The sequence below is a fragment of the Bacillus sp. Marseille-P3661 genome, from assembly GCF_900240995.1.
Lineage (GTDB): Bacteria > Bacillota > Bacilli > Bacillales > Bacillaceae_J > OESV01.
In genome coordinates, this window is sequence record NZ_LT965954.1 from 1119249 (window position 1) to 1132596 (window position 13348).

Below are 13348 nucleotides of genomic sequence, written 5' to 3' on the forward strand. Positions count from 1 at the left end.
GAATCATGGATGCCCAAAAACAACGTATAACAGGCTTGCAGCTTAATATCTTGATTATTTTATATACAGTGGGCAGTTCTATCTTATTTATTCCTGCCCATTTGGCGTCATTCGCTAAACAAAATGGATGGATTGCAGCGATTGGCAGTACACTGTTCGCTTTAGTAATACAATTATTTATCATTAAGTTTACTAAGTTATATCCAGAAAAAGACTTAATTGAATGTTGTGAACTTTCTTTTGGAAAGTGGATTGGAAATACAATTAATATTTTATTACTCTTTTTTTCATTTACTCTATCTGTTCTTACGCTTTGGAGTATTGGCGATTTCATGGTTACCATGGTTATGCCTGATACCCCCATTCATGCCATCTTTATCTTGTTTGTCGGCGTAGTTATTTATGGAGTACGGTTAGGATTGGAACCAATTGCTCGGGCAGCGGAAATTTTTATTCCGTGGGTTATCGGGCTCGCTCTAATTATCATAGTCCTGTTATTTCCAGTAGTTGAAGTGGACAATATTAGCCCCGTTTTCGAAGGCGGCATTCGCCCGATTTTGGCAGGAATGTATTATATGATTGGTTTTCCTTTTTTAGAGCTTGTACTATTCTTAATGATTACCCCACGCCTCAATAATAAAGAAAGTATGACCAAGTCTGTTATGATCGGGACCGTTGTAGGTGGAATAATTTTAGCGATCATTACTCTTCTGTGTATTTTAGTATTAGGACCAGACTTTACAGCAAGAAATAGTTACCCTGCCTATGTTTTAGGCAAAAAAATAAGTATTGGAAACTTTTTAGAACGTATCGAAATACTGATCGCGGTACTTTGGATATTAAGTATTTATTTTAAATTAGCCATCACTTTTTATATAGTTTGCGTTGGCACCGCAAAACTATTTTCATTGAAGAACTATCGATCCTTAACAATCCCATTTGGAATGTTAATCATTACACTTACACTGATTATGATCCCAGATACAGTTTTTCTTCTGGAATTTACTAAAAAGGCATCCATGCCGTTCAAATTAACGTTTGTAATCATTCTTCTAATAGTCTATATGAGATTAAAAGCAATAAAAAATAAAAGTAAACAAGCCAGCAACCAAAAAAACCAGGCTTTATAACGCCAACATGATGAACTTATTTTAGGATTGGAGCCAATGACCAACATTCAAATTTCTTGTCTTCAACTATTTGTATTAATGTTATTTAGTCAACTTGGATGTTCAATTGTACTAGGTATATTGGTATGGAAGTGAAGCAAGATGCCTGGATTGCTATTCTTGCGGCAATGGTTGCTGGTGTTCTATTATTTCAAGTCTATATTTTATGTGTTTCGTACACTACCATTGCCTAAGTTTATAAAAAAACTGTAACTACTTCTATACTTTATTGCTATAGTTATCAGCGCTTTCTTGGCCAGAGCCTACCGTACTTTTGTAAAAGGAATAGCAATTAAAAATATGAAAGATACTATTAAAAGGATAAACCAAAATTGTAATCTTCTTTTCAAATTACTTAAACGGAGTAGTGTATAAATCCCCTCAAGCATATACGCTCCTTCCTTTCAATCATCATAAGCAGGATTTTACCATAACTATGTGGTTAATATTTATAAAGATTTCGAACATTTTTCTACAAAGTTTATTAAATAAAAACAAAGTTAACAATAATCTTAAACAAATAGTTTGGCATCAATGGTTGCTGTGATTTTATGGACCGGTTTTCTCTTCATCGGCGAGTGATTCTGACAGATGCGAAGAAAAGTTATAGGTGAGTCAGAATCGGGGCGTGATATTGACTGGAAACGAAGAAAAGCCGGGGAGCGAGTCAGAATCCAGGCGTGATTCTGACAGGGTGCGAGGATTAGTCGGCGGTTGAGTCTGTATCCGGGTATGATTCTGAATGGAAATGGAGAAAAGCCGGGACCTGAGTCAGAATCCTAGCGTGATTTTGACTGGATGCGAGGATTAGTCGGCGGTTGAGTCTGTATCCGGGCGTGATTCTGACTGGAAACGAAGAAAAGCCGGGGAGCGAGTCAGAATCGTGTCGATTAAGGGGGTTTGCCTTGGCTTTTTTGGCTCATTTTCCCCTTCATCGGGTCTATGAAGGGTTTTACCTTGGCTTTTTTGGCTCAGTTTCCTCTTCATCGGGTCTATGAAGGGGGTTGCCTTGGCTTTTTTGACTCGGTTTCCTCTTCATCCGGTCTATGAAGGGGGGCCTTGGTTTTTTTGACTCGGTTTCCTCTTCATCGGGTCTATGAAGAGGGTTGCCTTCGTTTTTTTGACTCGGTTTCCTCTTCATCCGGTCTATGAAGGGGTTTGCCTTGGCTTTTTTGACTCTGTTTCCTCTTCATCCGGTCTATGAAGGGGTTTGCCTTGGCTTTTTTGACTCTGTTTCCTCTTCATCCGGTCTATGAAGGGGGTTGCCTTCGTTTTTTTGACTCGGTTTCCTCTTCATCCGGTCTATGAAGGGGGTTGCCTTCGTTTTTTTGACTCGGTTTCCTCTTCATCCGGTCTATGAAGGGGGTTGCCTTCGTTTTTTTGACTCGGTTTCCTCTTCATCCGGTCTATGAAGAGGGTTGCCTTGCTATTTTTGAATCCGTTTCCCTTTCATCGGCACTATGAAGGGTTTGCCTTGGCTTTTTTAACTCGGTTTCCTCTTCATCCGGTCTATGAAGGGGGTTGCCTTGGTTTTTTTGACTCGGTTTCCTCTTCATCCGGTCTATGAAGAGGGTTGCCTTGCTATTTTTGACTCCGTTTCCCTTTCATCGGCACTATGAAGGGTTTGCCTTGCTATTTTTGGTTCTGTTTCCTCTTAGGTTGTATTTTCATAATAAAAAAAGAGCCCCAAAACGGGACTCTTTTTCTATAAAACTATCTATTTTCAAGCTTAGCAAGCTCAGTTAGAATTTCTTCATTTTCAGGAAGCTCACCAATAGGATGAACGTCGATAAATTGGATAATTCCTTCTTTGTCGATGATAAATAAAGCGCGCTCAGACATTCCGTTTTCATGTCTAACACCATACTCATCTGTTACTTTACCTTGTGGGTAAAAGTCAGATAAAAGCGGGTATGTAATACCACCTACAGATTTTTGCCATGCTTCATGGCTAGGTACACTATCAACACTAATACCCAAAACTTGGGTATTTAAGCCTTCAAAATCTTCGAGAGCATCCTCGTAAGAAGGCATTTGCGCACCTCAGACAGGTGTCCAATCTAGAGGATAGAACGCAATAAATACATTTTTCTTGCCAAGATAGTCAGATAAACTAACTTCACGGCCACCATGTGCTTTAAGTGTAAAGTTAGGTGCTTTGTCACCTACTTTGAGCGTTTTTGTTTCAACAGCTCCTTTTGGCACGGTAATTCCCCCTTTATAAAAGTATAATTTATATAATTATCCAAAGGGCAAAGGCCCTTTGGTAATTAACTATATTGTGGTTTCATTTGTTTGCGCTTGTTAACGTGCTGATCAGCACCAAGTGCCGCAATACATCCATCAGCTGCTGAAATAACAGCCTGTTTAATCGGTGTACGACGTGCATCACCACCAGCAAATACACCATCAACGCTTGTACGTAATGTTTCATCAACATTGACATATCCTTCTTCATCGCGATCTACAGCATCTTTCAAGAAATCTGTTCCTGGCTTTAGTCCTGCAAGGTATAAGAATACACCATCAACCTTCCATTCTACTTCATTCTTATCAGCATCGCGAATAATAAGACTTTCTACTTTTTTACCGCCTTTAATTTCTTTTAAGCGGTGATTGTAAAATACCTTAACGTTTTCAAGCTCATTTAACTCATCAGCATTTGCGTCACCTTTAAACTTATTTGTTGGTACAAGTAATTGTACTTCTTTCGCAAATTTAGAAAGAGCAAGAGTTTCGTGAATAGCTTCATCTGTATCGCCAACAACTGCAACAACGCGATCCTTAAAGAATGCCGCGTCACATGTTGAACAATAGCTAACACCACGACCTGTAAATTCCTCTTCGCCTACAATTTTACTACCTGGTGCTTTAGCACCTACAGAAATAAATACACTCTTCGCCTTAATAATTCCTTCAGGAAGTTCTAATATTTTAATTTCAGAATCGGAAAAATCAACGCGTAGTACATTGGACCTGATAAAAGTAGTTCCAAAGTTTTTAGCTTGTACATGCATTCTTTGGAGCAACTCTTGACCTGTTAACTCATCTGGTACACCTGGATAGTTTGCAATTTTATGTGTAATTGCTAGCGTTCCAGACGTTGGGCTTTTATCAATAACTAGAGTTTTTAGTCTAGCACGTGAAGCATAGACAGCAGCTGAAGTTCCAGCAGGTCCTCCACCAATTGTAACAAAATCATATACTTCGTCAAATACTTCTTTAGTTGGTTCTTTAAAAATTTCTTCTGAAGTTTCCTCATTTGACTCAGTATCTGCTTTCGGAGCATCCGTTACATTAAGCAACTTTTTCATTTTATTAGGGCGATAACCAATTATTGCTTGATCGCCGACAAATGTTACCGGTGTAGAAAACATGCCTTGTTCATGTAGATCGTCAAAAAAATCAGGATTTTCTGTTACATTACGTTCTTCGTATTCAAATCCCCACTCTGTTAATTCGTTCTTGATTTTAGCACAATACGGACAGCCTGTACTACTATAAATAACAATATTAGCCACAGTCTTACCCCCTATTTATGATTAATTGTCATTTCTATTACTTTATAATAATTATTAACTAATTATTATTTTATATGTAGATTAGAATTATTTCAAGTAATTTATATTAATTTTAATATTTTTTCTCTACATTCTATTTTAAAGTCATAAAAAAGCCACAATTTTCATATTAAAAGGTAGTTATAAGTATGAATATTTACTACCCTGTATTATATCATTTAATTCTCACTAAAACTAACTTAAACTCCCTCTGGGACCAATTTTTGGTTAACCTTGCTGCTGCTCATATTTTCGCAATTAAATTAAAGACAACTACCGCATATATAACTTATAAATCTAATAAGAATTTCAAATCGCTTATTTCATCTATAGTTAATTCACGCCACTCCCCCGGTTCTAGATTTCCTAGCATTATATTCATTATTCGAACTCGTTGGAGCTTTAATACGCGATAATCAAAAATTTTGCACATTCTCCTAATTTGCCGATTCAATCCTTGTGTGAGCACAATCCTGAACGTTACATCATCTACTTTTGAAACCCTACACTGTCTAGTTTTAGTGTTTAAAATTTCGACTCCATTAGACATTCCTTCAAGAAAATCACTTGTAATCACTTTATCAACGGTAACAATGTACTCCTTTTCATGGTTAGATTCTGAATGAATAATTTTATTTGTTATTTCTCCGTCATTTGTTAATAGAATTAAACCCTCTGAATCCTTATCTAATCTGCCAATCGGAAAAACTCGTTCCTCATAGTTCATAAACTCTGCAATATTATTTTTTACAGACCGATCATTTGTACAAACAATTCCAACTGGTTTGTTTAACTTTATGTATATTGAGCGCTCTTTAGTTGGAAGCGGTTTTCCCTCTACTAAAATAACATCAGTAGATTTTACAATATAGTTTGACTCAGGAATGATTCCATTCACAGTTACCTTTTGCGCAGCCAATAATCGTTCAGCTTGCCGATGCGAACATAAACCTGAACTACTAATAAATTTATTAATCCTCATTATAATCCATCCTAAGCTAAATATTTTAACAATTATATGAACTCGTTAGTCAAACTGCTTTATCCTTATATAAAGTGTGATATAATCCTTTATATTTTGAAAGCTATTAGCATTATTTTTTTAATTTTGAGGGAGCGGTCATATGGAATATGTAAAACTAGTGGAAAGCCGAAATAAATTATTAATTTCCATCTTGTGGTTTACGTTTACTAGTGTGTTTCTTTGGAATATGTTTCATGTCGGACTTAAAATGAGTGCAATCACAGCTTTTCCTGAGTTCATTGTCAATACAACCATTTCAATTCTCATTTGGAAACGTAAATTTATATTACAGACAATGTACCTAGTTGTATTTTCCTCCATCTTAACAACTTTTATCGTTTTTAGCCAAGAACCATCCTTTATTATGTTTTTCCTTGTTATTCTCTATGTCACGTTAATTTCACTATATGAGGATTATAAACCCATCCTCATTACAGCAATTACGAATATAGCTATTTCAAATTATTACTTTTTTCACTACCAAGATACTGTATTTTCAGCGTTGGCAACAACGGATATTATCGGGATTGATTTAATGCTAATCTTAATTACAGGCGTTAATATTATTCAAGGATTATTTGGACGTCGCATGAGGATAAAAAATGAGCAAACTTATCTTCAGGTATTGGATGGTAAAAACCAAAGTGATAGTTTATTAAGCAGCATTAAGCAAACGGTTGAGTTTCTCCATAATTTTGAAACGGATCTGCGTGATAATGTTGAAAAAACAAGTGACCTCTCCAATAATGCAACATCAGCTTTTTTTGAGGTATCAAAGGGAATTGAACAACAAGCAACAAGTGTCATTGAAATGAATAAATCAATTCAATCTACCGGGGAGTCGATTGAAATTGTTACAAAGCAGGCCATGACTATGAATCAGCTTAGTACAACGACTATGGATACGATTGAAACAGGAAATAAAAACGTTTCCTTATTAAAAGTAGAGTTAGACAAAGTCCGGGAAATTATCGAAACAACTGTTAATGTAATGAATGACTTAAATAATCAAAACCACAAGATTGAAGAAATTGTAAGCCAAATCACACAAATTTCTGACCAAACCAACTTACTTGCACTCAACGCAGCAATCGAAGCAGCTCGAGCAGGTGAACATGGTAAGGGCTTTGCTGTTGTTGCTGATGAAGTTCGTAAGCTTGCTGAAGACTCACGACAATCCACTAACAAAATTACTGACATATTAAAGGGAATTCAGCAAAAAACTGACCATGCTACATCACAGGTTTCCTTAGGTGAACAAGCTATTTTACAAAGTGAATCCGCAATGGGAAATGTTAGTGAAACCTTTAGCGGTATTCATGAAATTAGCCAACGAGTAAACGAAGATTCTAAAAATATTCAAAACAGACTTCAATCTATATTACATGATTCATATTCAGTAACGAAGGAAATTAATGCGATCTCTTTGGTTACCCAAGAGAGCTCTGCTTCTTCACAAGAAATAGCAGCAACTATTGAAGAACAAAACAATCAAATTAAAACCATCTTAAATAGCTTTGAAGAATTGGATAACATGATTAAACATCTTGAAAAATTAACACATAACTAGAATAGCCCAAGCATTAAATTTTACCTAAATGCCTTCGTCCTTGTGCGTTTGACCCATGAGCTAGAAGCTGGAACTCGAAATTGATAATAGAAAAAATGCTTTCGCTTAAATCTAGCGAAAGCATTTTTTCTATTTTTCAGGCTTTGTTTTATGTATCCAATTTATAAAGTTCTCAACCACTACATCAAGAAATTGAATAGTTGGTTCATGTACCAACTTTCCTGATTGATCAACCTTTTCATGCACAGCACCAATAAACACTTCATTTCCTGGTAGTGTAAGTGCAGATACTCCTGGTGAATTTAAAATTTGACGTAGCTGCATTTGTGCACGTACAGTACCTAACGCTCCTGGTGATGCACCAACGACCATAACCGGTTTTTGTACCATTACCTTATCTTCTCTAGAAAACCAATCAATCGCGTTTTTTAATAAAGTAGGTACAGAATGATTGTACTCTGGCGTAACAATTAAAATCCCCTCACTACTGGAGACTTTTTCTTTAATATCCGATACAATTGCCGGTGGGTTCTTTTCATCATCTTGATTATACATTGGAAGTTTTTCAATTGGTAGAATTTCAATATCAATGTCAGTTTGATAGCGTTTTTGCATAAAAACTGCTATTTTTTTGTTAAAAGATTCTTTTCGATTACTACCTACAAGTGCTACTATTTTCACAACCACTCGCTCCTTATTCCATAATAACCCAACAGATAAAGTATAACATCGAGAATCTAGGATTCTAAATAAATTGCTCAAGTAGTAAGATGCCGGTTACTATATTCTCCTTTTGCAAGTGGTAAACGAATCGTAAATGTTGTTCCTTTTTCAGAAGTCTGAACTGAATTTGAGCCTTTGATATTGACTTTATGTGTAATTTTTAAACAAAATTTGATAAGTACAAGTCTTCAAAAAAATGGCCTTCAAATTTGAAGGCCATTAGTTGGTAATACATTAATAAAATTGTTTTTTAGTCGTTCTAATAATTAATTACTAAATTTTCCGTTTTAAAATACAACATACTTAAGAGCTTTTATAGTCATTTGCTTCAAACAAATCAATTAATTTAATATCTTCATTCTTTTCGCTAAAGTAGCGTAATGTAAAGTCGTTTTCAAAAAGAACAGCGTATCTGTCATATCGATCTTGAACTAATAAGCTCCTTGAATCGAAATAACGGCGTTCTTTAGGTGGTTCTGCTAGCCATCTAGGAATACGTTCTCCTAAGTGGCTGAATTCAACTTCGACGTTGTACTCTCCACGCATTCTATATTCGAACACTTCAAATTGGAGTTGTCCTACTCCACCTAGTATAATGTCATCATTCGAATCCTGCTTAAATAGCTGAATAGCTCCTTCTTGTACAAGCTGTTCAATCCCCTTTTTAAACTGTTTCGATTTCATAACGTTCTTAACGCGAACCTTCATGAAGATTTCAGGAGGGAATTGCGGTAGTTCACGATAATTCAGAGGTTCTTTTGACTCTGTTAGCGTATCGCCAATTTGATACATATTAGGATCATAAATACCGATAATATCACCAGCATAGGCCTCTTCTACGATCTCTCTACTAGACGCTAGGAACTGCTGCGTTTGATTCAAATTTATTGTTTTTTTCGTTCTTGTTACTTGTACATTCATACCGCGTTGAAATTTACCTGAGCAAATTCTAAGAAATGCTATGCGGTCCCGATGGGCCGGGTTCATATTGGCTTGAATTTTAAAGATATAGCCTGAAAATGTTGGTTGACTTGGATCAACAAGTCCATCATCTGTTTTTCTTGGCTTAGGTGATGAAGCATAACGAATAAACGTATCGAAAAATGTCCTCACGCCAAAGTTTGCTAATGCACTGCCAAAAAAGACAGGGGTTAACTCCCCATTCATGACCCGTTCCACATCAAATTCATTACCAGCTTCATCTAACAGTTCTAACTCTTCTTGCATCGTTTCAAACAAAGGGTTTTCACTCATGTCTAATTGATCAGCCGGTATTATCTCTTCCTTTTCATCACCTAGAAAACGAACAAACTCATTGTTGTATCGGTCCATAATTCCTAAGAAACCTTTACCAGAACCAACCGGCCAATTCATCGGATACGATTCAATACCAAGAACCTCTTCAAGTTCAGATAATAATTCCAAAGGATCCTTACCTTGCCGGTCCAATTTATTCATGAAAGTAAATATCGGAATGCCTCTCATTCGGCAAACTTTAAAAAGCTTAATTGTCTGTGGCTCGACCCCTTTTGTCGAATCAATAATCATGACAACACTATCGACTGCTGTTAAGGTACGGTACGTATCTTCACTAAAATCCTCATGTCCTGGTGTATCTAATATATTAACGAAATAATCTTTATACGGAAAACTCATTACACTCGATGTAACAGAGATTCCCCGTTTCTTTTCAATTTCCATCCAATCGGACTTTGCATACTTTCCTGTTTTCTTCCCTTTTACCGTACCAGCCTCACGAATAATATTTCCAAATAATAAAAGTTTCTCCGTCATTGTTGTTTTCCCGGCATCCGGATGCGAAATGATCGCGAACGTCCGTCTTTTATTTACATGATCAATTATGCTCATCGTTCATATTCCTCTCAATTTTAATAACTCTTCTAAATATACCATACAAATTTTAGTTGCGAAAATGCGCATTCTTAATAGTTGAAGAATATCTTCATAAGGATGACATCGTTTCAATGCAAAAGGAACCCACTTTCAATGTGGGTTCCATTCATCTACTAATCTATGGTTCTTTTTATCATGATTCAGTAACTTCATACTTTAACATGATTCCCTAATTATTAATTTAGGAGGTAATCGAAAAATCTGTTGAACTGGTACTTCGTTTTTATCGCGAATTTTATCAAGCAATACTTTAGCTGCTTTTGTACCAATTTCAAAAGATGGTTGCGCTATTGTTGTTAAAGGCGGACTGTAGAAACTTGCAAAGTTCACATCATCAATGCCGATTACCGCTACATCCGTCGGAATTTTTATATGGTTTTCTTTTGCAAATTTTAAAATCTCTACTAGTGCAAGATCATTCGCTGCTAAAAGTGCTTGCGGAAACATTTTCCGAGCATGCATTTTCTCAAGTTCATGCTTAATTTGCTGCACATCTAAACTTTTTATATAACTTTCATTTATTTGAATACCAAACTCCTGTAATGACTTTTTAAATGCGTTTAATCTTTCAACTCTCGGTGTTACATTTCTAATAATAGGCGGCGTAATGATCCCCATCTGGGTATATCCCTTAGAAACTAAGTAATCAACTGCTAATCTAGATGACTGTTCATTATCTAACAAAACTGTTGTTATGGGTACATTAGAAACCATTCGGTCAACAAAAACAACTGGAAAATTTTTTTCAACCATGCCTTGGTACAGGTCCAAATTGTCTCCTGTCGGAAATATAATAAGTCCATCAACTTGCTTAGCTAAAAGCATTTCAATATATTTTTTTTCTTTTTCAGGTTCATCGTCCGCATTACATACAATGATATGAAAGTCATCTTCATTACAAACATCCTCAATTGCCCGGATCACTTGAGTTGAAAATGCATGCAATATATTCGCTACGATTACACCAATCGTTGATGTCGACTTCTGTTTCAAGCTTCTTGCAACGAAGTTGGGCGTATAACCTAACTCTTCTACAGCTTCTTCAATACGTTTTTTTGTTTTAACACTCATATAATCGTATCTTTTATTTAAAAACTGAGAAACTGTACTTTTAGATACATTTGCATGTTTTGCAACATCAGTAATTGTAATAGTTTTCATGATGACTTCTCCTAGTTTTTTTAAAAAAAGTTAATTAGGTTACTATAGTTAGCTAGTTATGTAGTTCGTAAACTATTATACCAAAAAACTTTATTCTACCTAGTGGTACTCTTTTCCTAAGTTAGTACCTAAACACACCGAGCTAGTTTCGTTAAAGACATTATCACCGTGTTAAAATAGATAAATCGATTTAGTAAATCGGTTTAGGTTTACTATACTGCAGTTTTTTGTGTTTGACAACTATTAATTAATACAGTAAATTTTGGCTTTACATAGAAATAGTTCTGCAGAATGTTTGATTACTAATTTTCATAAAAAAAGATAGTAGGGATAATCAATCCTTACTATCTTTACTCCTAATATTTATGTGTCTTTCAATCCTCTGTCTTTAATACATTATGAATCAGCTTTATTCCTGCTTTCTGTCATTTGTTTCCACACAGACCCTTTCGCTTCTTCTCCACCTTCAATACGTTGTAACGCCAGCTTTACTTGCATAGCTACTTCAAATTCAGGGTCTTCCTGAGCATCACGTAATGCCGCTATTGCTGTTTGGTCGCCAACTTCAAATAAAAACATTGCAGCACGCCAACGAACTAATTTATTCTTGTCTTTTAACGATTTTATCATAACCGGAATACCATCCGGATTTCCGATATCTGATAAACAGTCCCCTGCAGTTCTACGAACAGAAATAGCTGGATCATCTAAAACAGCTCGGTACAACAGTGGTAGTACCTTTTCTGACTCAATCATTCCTAGGTATACAACTGCAATTCGACGAATAGACGCTTTTTCATCAGCTAATGCCTTTTCAAGTACTGGAATATCGTCTTCAGTTGGATCCATTTTTTCAAGTGCTGCAAAACGAACACGCCAATCCTCCGCATCTAGCATTTCTAGTGTGACTTTTTCTTTAATTTTACTTTGTGTTACAGGTTCGTCTACCTTTGATTTTGCCTTTTCGACCAATTTCTTTACCCGTTCTTCATCATAGGTTGCTTTAATCTCTTCAACGACCTGCTCCCCAACTTCGTCTAAGCTCCCATATCTCACACCATAATCATGCCATTTTCTTTCCAAGACTATATTTTCGGCATCCTTTGATGCTTCTACTGCTGCTAGTTTATAAATGTCGGGGAGACCAAAACGTTTTTCTTCATGACCGTCTAATAATTTAACTTGCATTGGTATTTCCTTAAAGAACTGGACTAAAACTTTTACCTCTCCAAACGAGTTCTCATTTACCTCTTGATCATTAGTAGTTTCAATTTTGTCACTAGTTTCTCCAAATACAGCTCTAACTTTTTGTAAAATAACCTGCCAATCTACACGTGGATTTCTTTCAAGCGCAAGAAAATCAGCCACTTGATAAATACTTTTCACGCCTTCTATATTTAATAATTGTTGAATTTGAGACGGGGCACCATCTAAATTTTTATTTGTGTAATTATTGCTTTTCCCAGCTGGTAATTTTTCATCAACGTTTATTTTCATTGAATTCGGACTTGGAGTAGGCTCTATTGATATAATCTTCATTTCGCATTTCTCCTTTTTTGAGTTTACACTATAGATCCATTGTTTACATGTAGTTAGAATACCATAGTTTTTCATTATTCTCATATAAAGCGATTTTTGGAGCTGGGAAGTTTAATTTCTCGGACGGCAGTTGAAAGGTATATTTTTGTTAAAGGCTACTGTTAAACCCCTTCATACCCCCGATGAAGTGGTTTCTCCTGGTAAATTCAACACCAATACCCCTTCATACCGCCGATGAAGGGGTTTCTCCTGGTAAATTCAACACCAATACCTCTTCATACCCCCGATGAAGTGGTTTCTCCTGTTAAATTCAACACCAAAACCTCTTCATACCCCCGATGAAGTGGTTTCTCCTGTTAAATTCAACACCAATACCCCTTCATACCGCCGATGAAGAGGTTTCTGCAGTAAAATTCAACACCAAAACCACTTCATACCCCCGATGAAGTGGTTTCTCCTGGTAAATTCAACACCAATACCCCTTCATACCGCTGATGAAGAGGTTTCTCCTGGTAAATTCAACACCAAAACCCCTTCATACACTCGATGAAGAGGTTTCTCCTGGTAAATTCAACACCAATACCTCTTCATACCCCCGATGAAGTGGTTTCTCCTGGTAAATTCAACACCAAAACCTCTTCATACCCCCGATGAAGTGGTTTCTCCTGTTAAATTCAACACCAATACC

8 protein-coding genes and 1 pseudogene are annotated in these 13348 nt (G+C 36.1%); 2 read left to right on the top strand and 7 right to left on the bottom strand.

Features of this window, described 5'->3' with window-relative positions; translation table 11 throughout:
* Positions 1-5: 5 nt before the first annotated feature.
* Positions 6-1130, top strand: a complete 1125-nt coding sequence (locus C1724_RS16550; protein ID WP_102347804.1) for a GerAB/ArcD/ProY family transporter — start codon at positions 6-8, stop codon at positions 1128-1130.
* A 1752-nt stretch (positions 1131-2882) separates the two neighbouring features.
* On the opposite strand, the gene C1724_RS16555 is transcribed toward C1724_RS16550, so the two are convergent.
* The 3 genes from C1724_RS16555 to C1724_RS16565 all read right to left on the bottom strand — a co-directional run bounded on the left by C1724_RS16555 (position 2883) and on the right by C1724_RS16565 (position 5711).
* A complete protein-coding gene (locus C1724_RS16555) occupies positions 2883-3374 on the bottom strand; it encodes a peroxiredoxin (protein WP_102347805.1) in 492 nt (163 codons plus the stop codon).
* 65 nt (positions 3375-3439) lie between these two features.
* The gene (locus tag C1724_RS16560; protein WP_102347806.1) at positions 3440-4690 is read right to left on the bottom strand and encodes an FAD-dependent oxidoreductase; all 1251 of its coding nucleotides are present in this window, start codon (positions 4688-4690) and stop codon (positions 3440-3442) included.
* Positions 4691-5018: 328 nt separating this feature from the next.
* Positions 5019-5711 carry a pseudouridine synthase gene (locus tag C1724_RS16565; protein ID WP_102347807.1) on the bottom strand — a complete coding sequence of 231 codons (693 nt, stop codon included), beginning with the start codon at positions 5709-5711 and terminating at the stop codon, positions 5019-5021.
* Positions 5712-6774: 1063 nt separating this feature from the next.
* On the opposite strand from C1724_RS16565, the pseudogene C1724_RS26450 reads away from it, so the two are divergent.
* Positions 6775-7323 (top strand): annotated as a pseudogene (locus C1724_RS26450) (methyl-accepting chemotaxis protein); the annotation flags it as partial.
* A 129-nt stretch (positions 7324-7452) separates the two neighbouring features.
* On the opposite strand, the gene C1724_RS16575 reads toward C1724_RS26450, so the two are convergent.
* The 4 genes from C1724_RS16575 to C1724_RS16590 form a co-directional block, all read right to left on the bottom strand.
* The gene (locus C1724_RS16575; protein ID WP_102347809.1) at positions 7453-8004 is read right to left on the bottom strand and encodes an NADPH-dependent FMN reductase; all 552 of its coding nucleotides are present in this window, start codon (positions 8002-8004) and stop codon (positions 7453-7455) included.
* A 345-nt stretch (positions 8005-8349) separates the two neighbouring features.
* Complete coding sequence (locus C1724_RS16580; RefSeq protein ID WP_102347810.1) at positions 8350-9915, bottom strand: peptide chain release factor 3; 1566 nt, start codon at positions 9913-9915, stop codon at positions 8350-8352.
* A 201-nt stretch (positions 9916-10116) separates the two neighbouring features.
* A complete protein-coding gene (locus tag C1724_RS16585) occupies positions 10117-11121 on the bottom strand; it encodes a LacI family DNA-binding transcriptional regulator (protein ID WP_102347811.1) in 1005 nt (334 codons plus the stop codon).
* Positions 11122-11517: 396 nt separating this feature from the next.
* On the bottom strand, positions 11518-12660 hold the full coding sequence (locus C1724_RS16590; protein ID WP_102347812.1) for a conserved virulence factor C family protein: 1143 nt from the start codon (positions 12658-12660) through the stop codon (positions 11518-11520).
* Positions 12661-13348: the final 688 nt, after the last annotated feature.